Source organism: Candidatus Acidiferrales bacterium, from assembly GCA_035515795.1.
Classification (GTDB): domain Bacteria; phylum Bacteroidota; class Ignavibacteria; order Kryptoniales; family JAKASW01; genus JAKASW01.
In genome coordinates, this window is record DATJAY010000011.1 from 92,790 (window position 1) to 111,388 (window position 18,599).

14 protein-coding genes are annotated in these 18,599 nt (G+C 43.4%); 5 read left to right on the forward strand and 9 right to left on the reverse strand.

Annotation, left to right across the window (positions count from 1 at the left end):
* The first annotated feature begins 29 nt into the window (after window positions 1-29).
* Window positions 30-251 carry a DUF3276 family protein gene (locus VLX91_05755; protein HUI29701.1) on the forward strand — a complete coding sequence of 74 codons (222 nt, stop codon included), beginning with the start codon at window positions 30-32 and terminating at the stop codon, window positions 249-251.
* A gap of 69 nt (window positions 252-320) precedes the next feature.
* Window positions 321-1,331: a DUF932 domain-containing protein gene (locus VLX91_05760; protein ID HUI29702.1), complete on the forward strand. Its 1,011-nt coding sequence runs from the start codon at window positions 321-323 to the stop codon at window positions 1,329-1,331.
* Between the two features lie 482 nt (window positions 1,332-1,813).
* Here VLX91_05760 and VLX91_05765 read toward each other — a convergent pair whose 3' ends face one another.
* The 5 genes from VLX91_05765 to VLX91_05785 form a co-directional block, all read right to left on the reverse strand.
* Entirely contained in the window at window positions 1,814-3,472 is a 1,659-nt protein-coding gene (locus tag VLX91_05765) for a hypothetical protein (protein ID HUI29703.1), read from the reverse strand.
* Entirely contained in the window at window positions 3,469-4,035 is a 567-nt protein-coding gene (locus VLX91_05770) for a hypothetical protein (GenBank protein HUI29704.1), read from the reverse strand. The genes VLX91_05765 and VLX91_05770 overlap by 4 nt, the downstream gene beginning before the upstream one ends.
* Window positions 4,019-5,569, reverse strand: coding sequence for a hypothetical protein (locus VLX91_05775; protein HUI29705.1), 1,551 nt, complete (start codon window positions 5,567-5,569; stop codon window positions 4,019-4,021). Before VLX91_05775 ends, VLX91_05770 begins: the two co-directional genes overlap by 17 nt.
* A gap of 214 nt (window positions 5,570-5,783) precedes the next feature.
* Window positions 5,784-7,415, reverse strand: a complete 1,632-nt coding sequence (locus tag VLX91_05780) for a recombinase family protein (protein HUI29706.1) — start codon at window positions 7,413-7,415, stop codon at window positions 5,784-5,786.
* Window positions 7,416-7,436: 21 nt separating this feature from the next.
* Complete coding sequence (locus VLX91_05785) at window positions 7,437-7,613, reverse strand: hypothetical protein (protein ID HUI29707.1); 177 nt, start codon at window positions 7,611-7,613, stop codon at window positions 7,437-7,439.
* Window positions 7,614-7,885: 272 nt separating this feature from the next.
* On the opposite strand from VLX91_05785, the gene VLX91_05790 reads away from it, so the two are divergent.
* The 3 genes from VLX91_05790 (at window position 7,886) to VLX91_05800 (ending at window position 16,610) form a co-directional block, all read left to right on the forward strand.
* Complete coding sequence (locus tag VLX91_05790) at window positions 7,886-9,076, forward strand: toll/interleukin-1 receptor domain-containing protein (protein HUI29708.1); 1,191 nt, start codon at window positions 7,886-7,888, stop codon at window positions 9,074-9,076.
* 503 nt (window positions 9,077-9,579) lie between these two features.
* Window positions 9,580-11,904, forward strand: a complete 2,325-nt coding sequence (locus VLX91_05795) for a hypothetical protein (protein HUI29709.1) — start codon at window positions 9,580-9,582, stop codon at window positions 11,902-11,904.
* Window positions 11,905-11,918: 14 nt separating this feature from the next.
* Window positions 11,919-16,610: a DEAD/DEAH box helicase gene (locus VLX91_05800; GenBank protein HUI29710.1), complete on the forward strand. Its 4,692-nt coding sequence runs from the start codon at window positions 11,919-11,921 to the stop codon at window positions 16,608-16,610.
* A 2-nt stretch (window positions 16,611-16,612) separates the two neighbouring features.
* Here the strand turns inward: VLX91_05800 and VLX91_05805 are convergent, their stop codons facing one another.
* The 4 genes from VLX91_05805 to VLX91_05820 are packed head-to-tail and all read right to left on the reverse strand — an operon-like array spanning window position 16,613 to window position 18,538.
* On the reverse strand, window positions 16,613-16,837 hold the full coding sequence (locus tag VLX91_05805) for a hypothetical protein (protein ID HUI29711.1): 225 nt from the start codon (window positions 16,835-16,837) through the stop codon (window positions 16,613-16,615).
* Window positions 16,838-16,850: 13 nt separating this feature from the next.
* Window positions 16,851-17,246 (reverse strand): hypothetical protein, encoded by a 396-nt coding sequence (locus VLX91_05810; GenBank protein HUI29712.1) that lies wholly within the window; start codon window positions 17,244-17,246, stop codon window positions 16,851-16,853.
* Between the two features lie 9 nt (window positions 17,247-17,255).
* Window positions 17,256-17,975 carry an ImmA/IrrE family metallo-endopeptidase gene (locus VLX91_05815; GenBank protein ID HUI29713.1) on the reverse strand — a complete coding sequence of 240 codons (720 nt, stop codon included), beginning with the start codon at window positions 17,973-17,975 and terminating at the stop codon, window positions 17,256-17,258.
* Window positions 17,972-18,538: a hypothetical protein gene (locus VLX91_05820; protein ID HUI29714.1), complete on the reverse strand. Its 567-nt coding sequence runs from the start codon at window positions 18,536-18,538 to the stop codon at window positions 17,972-17,974. The genes VLX91_05815 and VLX91_05820 overlap by 4 nt, the downstream gene beginning before the upstream one ends.
* Between the last annotated feature and the right edge of the window lie 61 nt (window positions 18,539-18,599).

Sequence of the window (18,599 nt, forward strand, 5' to 3'; positions counted from 1 at the left end):
CATCCACCAAAAACCAAAGGAGAAAAGCCATGGCAAACGAGAATGGCCTCTATTCCTCTGTGATCAAGTCGGGAAAGAACACGTACTTCGTGGACGTGAAGGAAGCGAAGAACGGGAACAAGTACCTCGCGATTACCGAGAGCCAGGCCGGTGACCCTCAGAGGAAGACCATAAGGATCTTCGGAGAGGCAATCGGCAAGTTCAGGGATGCAGTAGCGGAAGCATCTGCCACTATTCCTGAGCAGCAATAACCAGCATGTCCGCCCATATTTTCATGGACGGACATTTCTTTAACGACTAAATACAAAGGAGAATTAATTATGCCACATAATCTAAACATTACAAACGGTGACCCTTCAATGATGTATGTCGGAGAACCACCGTGGCACAGCTTAGGTACCAAGCTTGACAAGCCTGCAACCGCTGAGGAAGCAATCCAAGCAGCAGGTCTCGATTTCACAGTTAGTAAGTTCCCTCTCTTAGCGTCAACGAATGGTCTTTCACCTGAGAGTCACTTCCTTCCTGTCGATAGTCACTTTGCTATCGTGAGAACGGACACAAAGGAGGTCTTGGGAGTTGTCGGTTCACGTTATGAACCTATACAAAACAAGGATGCATTTACGACATTCGATGCGCTGGTCGGAGAAGGTGAAGCGATTTACCACACCGCTGGAGCGCTCGGCAAAGGTGAGCGCATCTGGATTCTTGCGAAGCTCCCGGATTACATAAGGGTCAACGGTAATGACATCGTGGAGAAGTACCTGCTTCTCGTGAACTCACATGATGGAAGCAGCACGGTGAGAGTAAAGCTCACGCCGATCAGAGTCGTGTGTGAAAATACTCTATGGTTGGCTTTGAGTGGATCGGAACAAGAAGTCCATGTCCGGCATACTTTGAATGCAAAGGAGAAACTGAAGGAAGCCCATGAAATACTCGGCCTCACGAACAAGCTTTATGCACAGCTTGATGCGATATTCAATCGCATGGGCGAGACCATGATACATGGAAAGACTCTAACGGACTATATAGAAGCTGTTTTCCCAAACAAGCCCGAATCCCAGGATAACTTTTGGGTCGCGAAGGTTCGCCACAAGATCGTGGAGCTTACCGAATCCGGACAAGGTTCGGAAATGGCAAAAGGCAGTCTTTGGGGAGCGTACAACGCCGTTACCGAGTATGTTGATCACTATCGGAATCCGAATGGAGATGAAACACAGCGGTTGAAGTCGATGTGGTTCGGCTCCGGTGAGAGGATCAAAAAGAATGCCTTTCGATCCGCCGTCAACATACTGGAACGGGAACGCGTGGTGCCGACCGGAACTTATCGGTGATGGCACAAAGACATAAAGGGAGTAATTTTACTCCCTTTTAAAATTGCAAAAAGAAATAAGAGACCACGGGTGGGTCTCTTAATTTAAATGGGAGGGCAGGTGCCCTTTCCGATTTTCAGTTGGTCCAATTCCTGGGATATATATAGGATCCCAGCAAAGACTGAAAATACGGAAAGGTTCGAGAATTATTTGAATAAATAAAAAAATAATGTAATGATAATTCTCGAATTTGTGAGCTAGTACTGCCGCAACCTTTACCTTTCTATGTGAAAGAGCATTTGAAAGTCCATGTCTTGGGTTTCCAAGTCCTACACTTTTTAAGAAGTAGGGAGGGCCTTCCAGAAAGGATGTATCATATTCCTTCTACTTTAATTGTACTACGGACAGTTTCGCTTGTCGACTGTTGTCATTAGATCGTATTTTAAAAAAAACATGACAGCGATGACCATTACTCTGCTGTACTGTCTCATTTTTCTGGAGATTTAAATATTATCTCGCATCCATGGCCATTCTGTAGTTGAGCAATCTCTCCACGATTGTTCAAATTCTTGTGTAATGGAACGCAAATCGTGATCCTTCAAAATTCTGTGCAAGTACGTATTCAACAAATAAAGTGCCTGGTTTATGTACGGATTTGGTTTGAAGTCTTCCGAGTCCCAGACCATTGAGTCTCTTTCTGAAATGCGAGTGTAGGGAAATAAAATTGTCTTATGGATCATTTCCAAAAGTTGTTGAATTCTATCCTTCCCTTTCAGAATCTCCTCTTTGTTTGTCAAGTTACAGAACGACAAACTTAAAAGGATGAGCATATCAGATATCTTGCGTGCAGTGAGTTGAGCGGCATTGGAGCCATAGAACAGATCTTCAATCACGTGGAGCAAATCATTACATGCATTTTTCCACTTAGACCAAGTGGACTCCGTGGAATGCAACAGCATATGCAACATGATTGTCAGTGTCAGCTGAGCCTTCGATTCAAATATGTTGGATGGTCCAGCCTCTTTGGGGTAACTCAGCCTTGACACAGATTCCGGAATAATTCTCATCAATTTTGCAATGTAATTCTTGTGAATGTCGCAAATAGATTCGATTACCCAGTCTTCAATGGTCACTTGCATTTTTCGGTCTTGAAACCAGCTGATCCATCCCGCGAAAGCCTCAAAATCTTCGGGCCATTCGAAGCATTGGACATAACCTTTCAGCCTGTCTGCATAATCGTCCACCGTTTCTACAATTCGTCTTATCTCTTTGTCACAACCGATCTCCAGCTTCGATTTCACCTCTGCATTTATTCTTCTGTAATACGATCCGAAGGTTCTTCTGAAGATTAGTCTTCCAGCATCGATCCACGATTTCTTCAATATCCATTCCAATACTTCATTGAGAAACCATCCCGCTTCTGTAGCGTTTCGTGCTTCCATATGATAGAAGTATGCAATCCAAAAATCCGGCTTCTCTCTTCCGTCTTCAAGAAAATTTATTAACCTTTGCTCCTTCAACTTCGCGAATAAAGTCGGTAAGCTGGCAAGCAGAGTTCTGGGCACAGCTTGAAGACTCGATAGAGTTTCAACATAGTCAATATCAGGATTGAACTCTTCGATAAAATCCTCAAATAATTCCACTGGATTTGAAAAGCTGTCGGCGTATTCCACTGCTCTGAATAGACTTTCCCAAGTTTCCAGAGATGTCGGAATGTCTATTTGCGAGTTCGGGAACCAATCTTGCTTGTTCAACCATTCGAGAAAACAGTTAAGCGAATCGACCGGGGTGACATTGCCTGTCGATCTTCTCAGAATATCTAATGGCCGCGATTTGATGTTATCTCCAATTGTGAGCCGTTTAAGAAAACAGAAGGCAGTTACAAGCCCACCATGGTTGGCATGTCCCACATAAAACAGTTCCGATAAGAGGAATTCCAAATCAGCTACTATTTCATTTTGGGCTGCCTCTGGGAGGTTTAACCAACCTAGACTCCTGCCAAGCGGATCCAAATGTCTGTTGTCAAAAAATTGCAACCGCCATTCACCAATATTGATTCCGCTTTTCCGTAAATCTTGCATTATGTCAACATGGCACAACCGATCACTAATTATATTTTCGAACCAATCGACAAACTGGCCCGGTAGCGAACTAAACCTCACCGGCACCTCCGAACGCATGCTAAATGCCAGACCGTTTCAAATCTAGATATCACCTCATCCAGCATACAATCATCAAATTCCGTCATGGTTACATCCTTATCGTAAATATCAGCCAATGATGGCCCCATGTGCACCCCTTTCCTTTCCTCGCCGTTTTCTTTGAGAATCCACCTGTCGTGCAAACTTCTCGGGTAGTTGTTTACGCTTTGAGCATATCTTGCGATCTCAATACTGCAACTAGGGAACTCAGGAATGTGGAAAATCACCGGATAAGCATCTCCGGCCTGATAGTTCAAAGGTTCCTTTGTCAAAATTCTAATCTTAAGGTTCTGAGTTGATTCACAAAGGGACACGATGAATAGTTTCCAAATAAATTTCTCGCTAGATTTCTCTTTGTCACTCATAGGTGCAGTCAATTGTTCGACGGCTGAGAAAAAAGGATCTACAAGCATTAAGCTATCGCCAACATTTACAGAAAGACAGGTCAATAAATGGTAAACGACATCCAAATTTCGATCTTCCGCCAGCGTGTACTCCAAATCAATATCAAGCTTCCCGCTCATACAACTTGTACTTTTTAGAATGTTCCAATCGTTCGATTAACCGAGTTATTGTCCGTTGAGCTTCAGGGGATTGATCGGGAATTATTGACACCTCTCCACTGCTTAGTAGGCCGCTGATACTAGTTGAGACTCTCCAGAGTTCTTCCGTCCCCGACTTCCTCAAAGCCAACCAGTGACGATCATGGAACGGCTTTTCTGAAAAGCAAAGAGTCACTTTTTCAATGCCCATTCGCTCCACTTCCTTGGAGAGCATTCTATACACTTGAACGATCTTGATCTCATCCGATCCAACATCTCTTTTCATGAGGCTCTTCGTGCCGATAATTGTAATTTCTTTCAACCACCCGAATTTTGTCGCGAGCAACATGGCGTTAAGGAAAGGGCGCTGGTTTACTGATGTGGTTCTTACAAGATCATTCTCCACGCGGATACCCCCAAGCGCATACGGATCTGAGACCACGATCATGGGTCCCATATACTTGAAGAGGTCTAACATGTCGTCAGACAAAGAAAGCTCAGCCACATCAGAACTGGAAAAAACATCTGAGTGCCAAATGATAGTCTTAGGATGTTGATGAGGTGCTTCCTCTCCAGCCTGAGATGGCGGTAGGTTGTGTTCGCGACCATACATGTCTTTGATTCTTCCAGAGATCATATGCGTCTGCACATTGATTCTTTTGATCAGATGAAACTCGCTTGAGCACATGAGTTCCCTAGTCGTTTCGTTCTCCAAGTTGATTTTACCTTCGCTCGCGGAGAATGCAGTTCTCAATTTCCAGACTCCGCTCTTCGAATCCACCTTAGCTTCACCCATTGGTCTATCTTCCAAATCTGTCAAGCGAACCTTAACTGAAGATCTGAAATTGTCATTGTCTTGAACAAAACCAACAAATTCTGATGGGTCTTCATCTTCTTTCAGACCTTCTCTTCGACCCCTAAGGGTTGAAAAGCGAACACGTCCTTCATGAATCAGGACAATTTTCTGCTTGAACATTTCATATAATTCACCCTTATCTAATAAGCCGGGTGGATATATGATAGATGGCTTATCTTCCGGCGATAGCTGATGTGGGACTTCATGCCCTTGCAATAGCAGGCAATTATCTTCATCCATTAAAGGGTCTATGCGCCTCCCGATTTCGGTATCCCAATCTTCAATGGTGAAAAAAGCCTTTGATTTATCTGACGTGCACGGCTTGGGCCCGTTAGACTTCTCGGATTTGGAATCCTCAACTTGCTTGAGTGGCTTGCCTATCGGCAGACGAAATTCTTTCCGAATAACATCTGTCTTTCCTTTGAAGCTAATTTCCAACTTGTTTTCTTGAACAAGAATTTGCCACATGTCCCGAATTAAACCATCTTCCCCAGTCACTAGCCATTGGCAGAGATTAGAAACCCGCGGATGCTTGGGCCATATCTTCTTTGCTATGCCATCTCTTCCTAAACCATCGTGCCAATAAATATCGTCAGCTACAGAATCATCCACTTCGCGAAGTAAGCCAAATATGATTTGTTCGTGTGATTTCTCTGACAACGTTAAGAAAGTTAGGAACGATGCATTCGATTGCATGGACGAAACTCGATAAGCGGACGATTAGTGAAAGTAATTTTCAAAATAAATTAATTCTTCTTCATGTAATGAACAATAACATCGCGTACCACTGCTACCTCACAAAACACCTGGGCAAAAAAGGACAATTCGTCAATTTTGTCCGCCTTTAATTGTAGATAGAATTCTTGTACCATGATCACATATTGAGACTAGAGGATTTTTCTTCTCGCATCTTATCCAAGAAAAAAGTTCGAACATCATTCACTAAGGCACCCCAGATGAAAAATTGAGGTTGTGGAGGGTTTAAGAACGTTGTAATGACGGGATTATTTTGAGGTTCGAGGCTTCTATTTTCTTCTTTAGGGCCATGATACATTTCCTGAATGATTTTGAACGGTTTTCCCACATCAATACTGAGTTTTTTATCCCTCAAGAAAAAGTTCGAGCCGAGTTCTCTGATGACCGCTTTCTTCAATTCAAGTGGACTTTTCAAGAAGCGTTCCTTCGCCTCGTGAGCGAAAGTGAAGACTCGTGCAGCTGAAGCGATTGCGCCCTCAGTACCATTTCTTACCCCTTCTAGGCTCTTTTCCAAACGCGTCTTTTCATCGGTAAGTTTTCTTTTTCCTTTCAAGTATTCTTCGTCATCCAGCAGTTCTCGGAGCCTCATCTCATTAAGGTTTTCCAGCTTTCGTTCACAGTCATGCAAGGCCTTCTCAAGTGATTTTTGGGTTATCAATTCTTGCTCGCGATTCTCTACTTGTTCGTTTTCTAACTGGTCCAAAGCGAAATCAAGAAACTCTTTGGAGACTTGTATCCTATCAAGATAATCCAGCATCTGGCGTTCCAGTTCCTGCGCTTGGATATACTCTTGCGAGCACTTCACATCAAGTTTCTTTTTTGTGCAATGGTAATAAATGTAATGAGAACCATAATAGTTCACCCGTTCTTCGGCTGTGATGCCACATCCACACTCGCCGCATTTCATCAGCCCTGTGAAGGCAAACTTGTGGTATTGGGGACGCGGTTTCCCTTTGCTGCCCAAAAGTTCTTGCGCCTTCCAGAACTCTTCCTCTGTGATCATCGGACGGTGTTTCCCTTGATGCAGACTTCCATTGTATTGAATTACGCCGTAATAAAACGGATTGGTGAAAATCCTGTAGATCGAGCTTACGCTTAGCATCTTGCTTATACGCTCGCTGTGCGTTCTCCGCCTTAATCCTAGTTCGTTGGATGCGATATAGTGGATGCGTTTTGGGTTGTATCCTTCGAGCAGCATATCCCACATTTTGCGGACTGTAGAAAATCGATCTGGATCGGGGATAATTGTGTGATCTCTCAATTCATTCAAGTAACCGATTGGAGCGAGGCCCGGCTTCCATCCCTTCTCAAGTTTCATTCTATTGCCTCGCTTCACATTGTCTGAAAGATCGTCAACATATTTTTTTGCCATTCCGAACTCAAGCTGCATGATAAATTTATCATTACTGTTATTATGAAGTTGGTTATAGGGGGTTATAATTTCTTCGATCTTTCCCTGATCGAGTGCCCATACGACCGCCGCTCCATCAAGCGGATTACGTGCTAAGCGATCCAACTTCCAGCAGATAATACCTTTGACATCACCGTGAGAGATTTGTTCCATGACACGACCGAAAACAGGACGACCGGGGTACTTAGCTGATCGAGATTCGGTAAGAACATCCGATGCCGAAATCTTAAGTCTTTCGGAAAGCTCCTTAAGTTCTTTAATCTGTGCTTCGATGGAGAGTACCTGCTTCTCTTCCGACTCAGTTGATTTTCTGCAATAAATGATGTATTTCTGTGCCATAATATTGACAAAGTTTTGGCTTTATGGCCCTAGATTATCACCTTTTTGTGCCGTGTCAAGTCGTCCATATACTACAATTCTAACCACGTTGATAAGCCTTGAGAACCTTTCAAAGGCAGCTTCATCAGTAAGTTCTTCACCGAATTCTTCCTTGTATATTTTCTTGAACCTGTCCAATGCCTCAGGTGATGGTTTCATGTTCCTATGTATCCACGATAGTGGAACATGCTCTTACTCATAAGGAGGGCATTTTTGATACTTGCAGCAAAATCACCATTCATCCTTGGCGCAGAGGGTTTGAAAGGGGATAACTCGTAAAGTAAATTGCGAGAGGTTGAAATGAATTAGCTTTTTGTCATGAATTTTCTTGCGTGATAATAATGATTCCGCCTCTTCTCATAATCTATCTTGTATAGGAGTAATCAATGTGAAAGTGTTTAACAAGACAATTTTTCGATAGTGGTACGATCATGGATGAACAAGAAGAAATGTTCAACCGTGCCCATGATGCTTTAATGACGGAGTTCAATCGATTAATCCGTGAACGAGTAAATCAACAGGCGAAAGAGATGGTCGCGCTTGCCCGTAGTTCCCAATTTCAGAAGTCGGCGACACCGTATGTAGGCAGAAATAAGATCTACGAGGAAACATTAGCGAACGTTGGAAATGATTATATCAATGCCCTGAGAAACATTTTGTTTCCCAATTGCGACCTCGTAACTGAAGTGCAGACCTCGATGTTGGTCAAGGAACTAACAAAGATAATTGAAACAATGATGGAAAATGCGAAAAGAGGAACTGCTCAGTTTGCTGCGAGCATCGGATTAACCAAAAATCTTGGATCGTTCAACGCGCCATTGGAAAATATGTATCGGTCCGCAGCCTCGAGATTTGGCGACCATATTGTATCGGAGGTCAAGCAATCAAATTTGGCAAAAGCTCATGGAAAGGTGACGCTTGCAAGTTCGATGGTCGCTCAATCTAACCACGAGAAAGTGCAAGTTTTCTTCAGCCATTCGACAAAGGACAAGAAGAGAGTGCAGGCGGTAGCCGACTTCTTTGATGATACTTGGTTTGAAGTTTTCGTGGCACATAGAGATATATCCGTATCCTCTTTGTGGCGCGGTGAGATACTAAAGCATCTGAAAGCTTGTGATGTTTTCGTCTCATTCTTAACGACTAATTTTCATAAGTCGGACTGGACAGATCAAGAAGCAGGCATTGCAATAGGTGAAAATAAGGCAGCAATCATAGGGCTCCAATTTAGCAAAAAGCCATATGGGTTCCTTGAGCAGTACCAGTGTATCAACTGCCGAAATGTTAGCCCACGAGATATAGCAGAATCCATAATAGAAGCGGTACTCAAAAAATCTCCAGACGATCAGAAAACAAGGCGCGCGTTTATCGAAAGCCTAATCGAAACCAAATCTTTTGATCAATCAATTATGTTTTCAAATCTACTCTCTGAGATTAAGAATTTCTCCAATGAAGAATTTAAGAAAATTATTGTCGGAGCTTGTAAGAACGATCAAATCAGTAATTCTCCGAGGACGGTTAAAAATATCTCGACAATCCTTGAGCAACACAGAAAACAAATACCCGAGCAATTGATAGCTGACTATGAAAACAAAGTTGCACTTCTCGATCTGCCTAAGGGGTGATTCGTTGCGGTAAGGATAGAGAATAGACTACATGTAGTCAATCAGATTGAAATCTGATATTTGCTGACATAATCTGATATACCTTGTTGGCAGTGTTTTATCTATTGTGCCCAATAAACTAAGTATAGTGGTCAGAAAAGGCTTATTTTGACCACTATGAAATTGAAAAAGCCATTTAGTGGCATCTTTCCGGGAATGTCAACGAAAGCGACCAAAACGTTGACATTGCTATTGTAAACATTGATTGACTTTAATATCACATCCTCGACAAAGAATTTCGGGCTGCGTGTCGTTATGGTCGTAGTACGGCTACTTGATGGAACGGCTAATTTAAATTGGCGACCGAAGCGCGTAGGCCGATGCTGTGAATCAGAGTATGTAAAATTGTAAATTAGAATGCTGCGGACAATAAAAGGTTGAACGGCGTGAGAATAAATCGTTCTGATGGCGATATTGCGTGGTCATTAATGAGCCATAATGGGTATTTACTGGCAAGAGGTTAGATGCCTGAACTCTTTACCATCTTGACGGTCACTTTCGTTGTTGTTGTTGTTGTCATTATCTCGATAGCTGTAGTAATCCACGTTAGAAAGCTTGGAACCGATACACAAGCTGGCACATCTAACGAGCACGCAGCCTCAACAAACCCCATAGACATCACAGAACCGGTGGATTCAGATCGTTTGCCACAACAAACAGTCGATGAGAAAGAACAAGAACCGCTTCGATCAACTAATCCGACACCAAGTTCGTTAATCAACACAGAAGAAGAGGAAGGAACCAAGCAGGCAGCCATTGAAACAGAAATCAATTTTAGGAAAAGCGCTGACCCAACGATCGCTGATTCGAATAAACCCAAAAGTGATGAACCTGCAAACGGTTTAAACGGAATAGGGTCATCAGAACCTTTGACGCAGCTCGAAGGTGGAGAAGCAGAATCTAAGAGCGATCACCAACCAAAACAGGTAAGAAACATTTCACCTGAAAATCGTGGTGGTGCACGTCGCGGGAAACGAACAAACGATGCAAAAGAATCAGACTCAGGAAAGAAGCAACGCGTTAGAAGACCGGAAATAGTTTGTTGGCTACAGTCAAGAAAATGGTTTGTGGGCATTGAGATGCCAACCGATATCGGGGGGATATTTCAGGGTACAGCAACGTTGGGTGGTACTCCGCTAACAAAAGTATCAGATTCACACTGGACCGTTCCATGTTTGTTAGGGAATATAAGAATTTCTGGATTGCGGGGAGTTGATATTGTTGACCTCCCTTTAGGAACAGAGCAAGTGCCGTATCTTTTGTTCAAGCTTTCTGGCGAGACTCTGAATGTTGGAAGGCGCGTTCGTTATACAACATCAGGCATGTACCTCGTGGTGGCACCATTGGAGTGGTCGCGCGATGAAAAACAATCTGGCCTTCCGCGAGTGCCACCGTATCCGTGCCATCTTAGCGGGTTTCAAGCACATTACTTCCATCTGGATTCTGAAAACGATGGACGTATCGCTTTTATCGCGTCAGACGGTGAGATAATCCAAATTCCTAGCAGCAACTCTCACTTTGATTTTGAAGGTTGCAGAATAATAGATGATGCAAATGATGAAATGGGACCTTTATTTGGACAAAACCCACCTTTCTTAGTAGCCAGCGACAAATCGATTTGGAAAAACGTGGAGACCATCGTAATAGGTGAAGAAGGAAAAAGCTCAAGTGGATGGAGAACGGCATTTAAGCTAAATGCTGAAGATGCACGAGTTGATCTTTGTTCGTCTTTGCAAGTCAAAGATGGTGGCTGGTTTTTTGTGAGAATTTATGATTCAAATGATGAGTTGATAGATAGTCTTGATTTCCGTTTCATTAGAAACTTGCGCTCCATAAAAACTGACGAGCATAGTGTCCTTCCAATTGAAACAGGACATCAGCCCACAAAAATAACACTTGAATGTGAAGAAACATCTTCGTTCAAAGTTGTTCCGTTTGCACATAACTTGAAGTCGGGAAGAAGTGATGAGACAAAAATTGAGATAGAAATTCCATCCCAGCCAGAATACGACCGGACAGAATGGACACTTGTGTCATCGACTAAATCGAGGGTGAATGTCTCTTTGCTTGTTGAAAGGGTATGGTGGGCTATTTGCGAGAAAGGTACTTCATTAAAACTATCACAATGGAAAGACAAATATTTGTCACTAACATCTGAGCACCTGAAGGCGTCATCAGATTTGGTTCTTCGCATTCGATTCCCTAAACCGAAATGGGCAAGACAAGTCCAAGTTGGTTTCCACAAAGGGCATGCACGGACATATCCTGTTGAGGTTACTAAGAATACAGTCGATATTCCTCTAAATCATTTTGAAGGAGTGAGTCAGCTTGAGGATCCTTCAAAGGATCATCCCTTATTTCTATCATTAGAAGGTTTTTCGGAACAGGTCATGGCGCTTTTAACATGCAGACGAGAAAAAAAGAAAACGCATCAGCAAAAGAGAAAGACGAAAATTCGTCTGAATGTACCTCGGTTACTTAAATATTTGAATCGCCTTGGACGGTATACTAAAGATGACAAACTATCCTCATTGATAAATGAATGCAAACAGAAATGGTCGTCGCCAGAAGTGCGGGAACGGCGAGATGAATATTTGAGCGAGACAGCGTGCGTGATAGCTCTGTCATGGAAACTTTTGAAAGCGAAGGAATTAAAAGTAATTGGAAAAAGAAAAGGGTGGATCAGGAACTTGGTCAAACTCGCAGACGCCGAACCTTATTCGTTTTCATCGACCATGGAAAAATACAAAATGTTATCAGGCAACGATAAAGTTGCCTCATCAAATTAACGTATGGATGAAAAATGAATCCAGCCGAATTAGCTACCCTCATTGAAGATCGGTACCGACGATACCTTAAGACAACATTCTATTTCCGCGATCCGATTTTTAGGAAATCATTTGAAGATGCGCTCAAAAACGAAGGAAGCCTGAGCAAGGGGCCTTACCTCGAAGCAACACCTATATTCAAGAAAGGCAAAAGTTCGCGAGATTTATTCAAAGAACTACTTGGAACATTGCCCGATGAAGGATTTCTTAAGGCGACAGACAAGGAACTGTACACTCATCAAGAAGAAGCCATTCGCCGGGTTTTGCAGTGTCGCAACGTTGTCATTGCCACCGGCACCGGAAGCGGAAAAACGGAGGCGTTCCTATATCCGATTTTGCTTCACCTCTACAGACAGTTTAAGGAAGGTTCGCTCAATTCTAAAGTCGGGGTTCGCGCTTTGGTTTTGTATCCAATGAACGCGCTTGTAAACGATCAACGCGACCGGCTTGGTTCAAAAGATGATAAGGCGCGTGGCATATGCAACTTGATGGAACACCACCATTCCCCCTTTAGGTTCACTTATGGGCAGTACACAGGCGATACGCCTGAAGATGAGAATGACTCTTCTAGAGGCGCAAAAAATAAGATTGTCAACAGGTATGCTGGAGAACTCTTATTGAGAAAAGAAATGCGGCAAACGCCGCCCCATATTCTCTTGACAAATTATTCAATGCTTGAATATTTGTTGCTCAGGCCTGACGACAGCGAGCTTTTCGATAACGGCAGAGGTGAGCAATGGACATATTTAGTCTTGGACGAAGCGCATCAGTACCGTGGTTCCAAAGGGATCGAAATGGCCATGCTGGTGCGGAGGCTTAAGCAAAGGTTAAGAGAAGGCGGAAAGGCAGGCGAATTTAGATGCATTGCTACGAGTGCGACAATTGCAGGTGGCGAGAAGGACCGTGGAAAAGTCGCTGAGTTTGCCTCCGATCTGTTCGGAGAGCCTTTTGAGGATGACGATGTGATCTTCGGGGAAACCGAACCATTGCCAGTTGAAGGTACGATAGACATACCGACAGATGCCTACGCCGTGTTGAAAGAATCTCTCCCTGGAACCAATTCGACCAATCCAAGTCTTGCACATTTGGTAAATCAATTCGGAATCCCGACACAATCCAACGAACGTGTCGACAGTGTCATAGGAAAGCTATTGCAAAGAGACAAGCGTACACTGAACTTGAGAAATAGAATAACTGCTTCTCCTGTACCAGTAAGCGACTTATCACGTGAACTCTTTGATGAGTTACCGTTCGACAGACAAATAACATCGCTTGTCGATTTAGTTGATCTGTGCTTAAACGGTGTAGACGAAAAGACGAATTCACCATTGATGTCAGCGCGATATCATCTTTTTCTTCGGTCCTTGGAGGGGGCAACGATAGCGTATCAGCCATCGAAAATGGTTTTGCTGAATCGGCAATCAGACTCGGGTGAATTTAAGTTGTTCGAAGTCGCACTTTGTCGGGAATGTGGTCAACATTATTTTGTTGGTAAAAACATTGGAGGCAAACTGGTCGAAGCGGTAAGAGATCCAGGGCGCGATGATTTTGGCGCAGAATATTACCTTCCTATTGAAGGGGACACTTTCGAAATCGGAAATTCAGATGAGGAAGACAACGGCTCGAATTTTCTTCTCCTTGACCTTTGTTTAAGATGCTCTTCGATCTCGCCCGTGAATAATGGCACACCGAAACTCCAATGCGGACATTCGGAAACAATTCGAGTAGTCAAGGTGGAAACCCCTCCGGCGACAAAGGATGAAGATAAAGCGCCGAAGTGCATCGTTTGCGGGTACAGCGGGGCTGATCCTGTTAGGGAAGTCCTTTACGGAACCGATGGACCGCATGCAGTCATAGCTACGACCCTACATCAGAACTTACCTCGTGATAGAAAGAAAGTCCTCGCCTTTGCAGACGGAAGGCAAGAGGCAGCTTTTTTCGCGTGGTATCTTGAACAATCGTATCTTGACATAAGAAACAGGAACCTCATTTATAAAGCAGTCACGAAGGCAGCACCACATGATGGAGATGGGTTATCACTTCGTGATGTTGCCAAAGATCTGCGCGATGTTTTTAAAGAATCAAAGGCTTTTGATGCATCCCGAAGTGAGCGGGACCTCCTAAGAGAATCTTGGATCGCACTCTATCGTGAATTCTTAACAGATGAACCGAGAATATCTCTGGAAGGTGTGGGATTAGTCCGATGGATGATTGCATGGCCCAAAGATTTTGAAGTTCCCAAAATTCTCTTTCAACCACCTTGGTCATTAACTCAAGAGAAAGCAATAAACCTTCTCACTTTGCTCTTCGGTTACATGCGTCGAGAGCGTTGCGTTGAAGTGCAAACAGACAACTCGGTTTCCATTTCTTGGCCCGACCTATCGTTGCAGGTACCTCAGAAATCAACACAGCTTGTCAAAGCTCGCAGTGCAAAGTATATCAATAGCTGGAAAGGCAAAACTACCGCACGTGCTGGATTGTTGAAAAGGATACTCAACACTTCTGTTTCAAAAGAACAAATTGAGTCCCATGTAGATGACACACTAACACAAATCTGGGAATCTGTCAGAATCTGGAACGATGAACATTCTTCCAACGAACGCTTTTGGATTCGTGTTGGTGATGCAGAAAGGTTGAACCCCGACTGGTGGCGAGTTTCCCCGCTCAGAGATTCAGAATCTGTTTTTCAATGCGATACCTGTGGACGCATATCAACTATCTCTGTGCGGAGCGTTTGTCCTCGACATAAATGTCCTGGTACGCTTCAGGAAATAAGAATTGAAGAGACAGACTTACTAAGAAATCATTATCGAGTGCTATACCAAGAAGAATTACCCGCTAGACTAGTGGTAGAAGAACACACCGCACAGATAGATAAAGAGAAAGCGCGCGAGTTCCAAAACGATTTCAAGAAAAACAAAATAGATGTTCTAAGTTGCTCCACGACCTTTGAAGTCGGTGTTGATTTGGGCGACCTCGATGTTATTTTCTTACGGAATGTTCCACCTGAGGCGTTCAACTATGCACAACGCGTTGGAAGAGCCGGTAGGAGGCAAGGTTATCCAGGAATAGCCATAACATACTCGCGGAGGTCACCGCACGATCTCTATCACTTCAACGAACCACTGAAGATGATAAGAGGCATAACAAAAGCCCCTTCTCTCAGTTTGCGGAACGAGAAGATTATCCTTCGACACATCACGGCTATTGCACTTTCCAAGTACTTCCGGGCGAATCAAAGCAGATTTGACTCTGCGCAAACATTTGTTGGAGATTTTCAGTCGCCGACTGGAGTTTCCGACATCATAAAATTTTCTAAAGCCAACAGAGAAGAATTAGAAAAATCTATGTGGCCTATTGTACCAGAGGAATTGAAATCGGGAGTCGGATTAGATGATGGCTCATGGGTCGATAAAATTGCCGGAGAGAGATCTCGACTCTTCCTTGCGGAGGCAGAAGTTTGCAGCGACTATTGCGAACTGAGAAAATTAAGGCAATCAGCGTTTGACTCAGGGAATGACGAAACGGTTAAATGGGCAGGTGCCCGCGCCAAGACCATCGCTGAGGAAGACATCATTTCCTTTCTGTCCCGCAAGACTATCATACCCAAATATGGTTTTCCAGTTGATGTCGTGGAACTTGAAACTCAGTCAATCAGAAACCAGAACCAGAAATCAGCAGAAACATCACTGCAGCGAGACCTCTCGATTGCAATCGCAGAGTTTGCACCCACAAGTAAATTGATTGCAAACAAAAAAGAATGGACATCGGCTGGACTAAAAAGAGTTGCAGGAAAAGAATGGGAGCGGCGGAAATATGTGCGATGCGCGGTTCATAATATTTATAAACAATGGGAAATAAATGAGACGCCGCCGAGTATTCCCTTTTGCGGTTGCAACCAAATGATCCAGAGTGAATACATTGATCCGATGTTCGGTTTCGTCACAAGTAAAGGAGCGCCTGATGAACCGAAAGGGCGACCACAGAAAAGCTTCACTACGCGACCATACTTCGTTGAATTCAATGCAGGCGAACCGGTTGTAACGAAATTCAATGGGATAGAAATATCGAAAGCTGTTCCAGCAAAAATGGTAGTTTTGTGTGAGGGCCGACGGGGCCAAGGATTCTATATCTGTACAGCATGCGGTAAAGGAGAGAAACATCTGACCAAAAAGTTGATAAAAGAACATTTATCGCCGCTCGGCTTGAAGTGTTCCGGTCAATGGACAGGACAGGTTTCGCTAGGTCACGAGTTTGAAACTGATGTCGTTCGAGTCAAGTTTTTGCTCCAGCCAGAGGAGACCGATTTAATTTGGTTTGGATATTCGCTGGCGTACGCTCTCGTTGAAGGGATCGCTGACATTTTAGAAGTTCCCTCATCCGACCTAAACGCGACTGTAGGACATGTTGACGATGTTGGAGCTATTCCTCCGATCATTCTATACGACAACGTTCCGGGAGGTGCTGGTCTTGTGGCTCGAATAGAAGATAAGACGATGCTAGGAGAAGCACTCAGGACTGCATATGAACGGGTCAGCCAATGTACCTGTGGTGAAAATGAAAGTTGCTATACCTGCCTGCGAAATTATCGAAATCAATTTGCACACGAACACCTGCGAAGGGGTCCGGTGGCAAAATATCTGGATCAATTGCTTAGCCAATGGTAATTCTAACTGATTATCGAATATGGATAGTAATGATGATGGGCCATGATCGTGACGGCATACGTAGTTCGCAGAGATAATTCCATTTCCATAATCGTTTTTGTCAGCAAGCAAACGAGTGGTTTCAGAGTTTGAAGCGCATTCCGATAATCGAGCTTTACACCTTTGTCACGGACAGATTGCGGACATTTGTGCAAAAAGTCGGCATTCACCATTTGTATAGCGACCATGGTTTCCTTCTTTCTATCTTTGGCCTTTTCTCTTTTTCCCTTTACTCATGTTGGGGATCGTTTTGTTCAGCAAAACATATACTTGTGTCCCATCATAATCGTCAATATGGCCTTTCCCTGAGAAGTAAACGAGGTCAAAACATAACTTGTAAATCTCAGTATCTTTCAAGTCTTTGACTTTTGCTCTTAGAAGCTGTTCAATTGAGAATTCAGATTTCTTAATAGGTTGTCGCTTTTGATTGTTGTCAAAGGGATGAAGTGACTGGGTCAGAAATTGCTGAACCATTCCCCTCAATATCTCGCCTCGAAGGTCACTGATTTCACTTAAGAGGGTCAGAATAGAATTATCGTTGATCAAACTTATGTCGGTGCGGAGATAATGGTAACGGTGTTCCTCTGAAAGATACATTTTCTTTATTTAAAGAATATCAGCGAAAATTTTTGAGATGTGAACGACGTTCGCCAACCGCATATCATCCAGATAACCCAAATCTTTCAACCTATAGATGACGTTCGTTTTATTGACTTGGTATCTGTAAGCAAGATCCTTCACGATTCTTTTGAAGTCTCTACGGTTCCCTTGTTGCTCATCCAAATAAATATAACCTTTCCGAGTAATGCCCATCTCCTCTTGTATTTTCACAAGTTCGTTGCGGAATGTCGTCGAAGGCATAAGGAATGAGGATGCGAATCTATTTGCCTGCCATTCAGCCCAATCCTCATCGGTTTGCAATATCTTTTTACCTGTTATCACATCGAAAACCTCGTCGGTATCTTCCCACCTGTCCTGTGTATTTTCAAATGCGCATTTTCGATGAAGAACCAAATGGCCGATCTCATGAGCTAATGCGAAATTCAATCTATCAGTACCCACAAGCGATTTGTCAATGTAAATTGCAAATGACTTTGGAAGAAATTGTCCAAGAATCTTGCCGCCCAAAGTGGTACACCCGAGATCGCGATTAAAGTCAAAAGTGATTGGATGAGCCGGAGAAATTGCTTTGAGCCGTTCCACTATGGATATAACTGGCGTTGGCTGTTGTGTAAGCAACACGTTTTCGTCAAAAAGTTTTATGAAACTCTGAGATTTTTCTTCTATGTCATCCGCTCTGAGTCGTCTTAGACCGGCAATATTCATTTCTCTCCGTTATCAGATTTATCCTGAATTACTTGAGGAAGGACAACATTCTGGTCGGGTTTCGTTTCAGAATCCACGGCTTGCATAATTTTGCCTGGTGTGCCTGCAATTTCTTCGTAGTGTTCTTGTATTTTGTCCTGCAAGTTCGGGCCGAGGTTGTGACTAGAGTTAAGATGATTGTAAGCGTCGAACGATTTGAATCCTGCGTTCAATGCGCTCCTGGCATCAGCACTCAGATATAAGGCTCTTGTTCTGAATAGGTCCCAGTACGAGTCCTTTACTTTCTTAATTTCTTCTTGGTTGTCAGACCCAACCGAACGAATCATATCAAGGCTTATCGCATAAGCTTCTTGGTGCGCTTTTAGTCTTTCATCAAGGCAAGCCAGCTTAAATTTATCCTCACGTTCTCTGCGAAATAGTTCCGCTTCAAACTTTTGTCTAAATTCTTGAAGCTTAGTGTCGAACTGATTGCCGATGCTTTTCTCCGTAAGTACTTTGTACCTTATCATCAAGAGAATCAGCAATAGTTGCAGAACGGCGATTATCACCTGCCACCAAATCATGACCATAGCGCTCCAAGAATTAGAAATTGACTCTTCATAACTTGACTTCCTATTTGTTATA

Excerpts from the sequence above, each read along its gene's own strand:
- VLX91_05755 (HUI29701.1), top strand. The coding sequence starts at position 30 with ATGGCAAACGAGAATGGCCTCTATTCCTCTGTGATCAAGTCGGGAAAG.
- VLX91_05760 (HUI29702.1), top strand. The coding sequence starts at position 321 with ATGCCACATAATCTAAACATTACAAACGGTGACCCTTCAATGATGTAT.
- VLX91_05770 (HUI29704.1), bottom strand. The coding sequence starts at position 4,035 with ATGAGCGGGAAGCTTGATATTGATTTGGAGTACACGCTGGCGGAAGAT.
- VLX91_05780 (HUI29706.1), bottom strand. The coding sequence starts at position 7,415 with ATGGCACAGAAATACATCATTTATTGCAGAAAATCAACTGAGTCGGAA.
- VLX91_05785 (HUI29707.1), bottom strand. The coding sequence starts at position 7,613 with ATGAAACCATCACCTGAGGCATTGGACAGGTTCAAGAAAATATACAAG.
- VLX91_05790 (HUI29708.1), top strand. The coding sequence starts at position 7,886 with ATGGATGAACAAGAAGAAATGTTCAACCGTGCCCATGATGCTTTAATG.
- VLX91_05795 (HUI29709.1), top strand. The coding sequence starts at position 9,580 with ATGCCTGAACTCTTTACCATCTTGACGGTCACTTTCGTTGTTGTTGTT.
- VLX91_05800 (HUI29710.1), top strand. The coding sequence starts at position 11,919 with ATGAATCCAGCCGAATTAGCTACCCTCATTGAAGATCGGTACCGACGA.
- VLX91_05805 (HUI29711.1), bottom strand. The coding sequence starts at position 16,837 with ATGGTCGCTATACAAATGGTGAATGCCGACTTTTTGCACAAATGTCCG.
- VLX91_05810 (HUI29712.1), bottom strand. The coding sequence starts at position 17,246 with ATGTATCTTTCAGAGGAACACCGTTACCATTATCTCCGCACCGACATA.
- VLX91_05815 (HUI29713.1), bottom strand. The coding sequence starts at position 17,975 with ATGAATATTGCCGGTCTAAGACGACTCAGAGCGGATGACATAGAAGAA.
- VLX91_05820 (HUI29714.1), bottom strand. The coding sequence starts at position 18,538 with ATGATTTGGTGGCAGGTGATAATCGCCGTTCTGCAACTATTGCTGATT.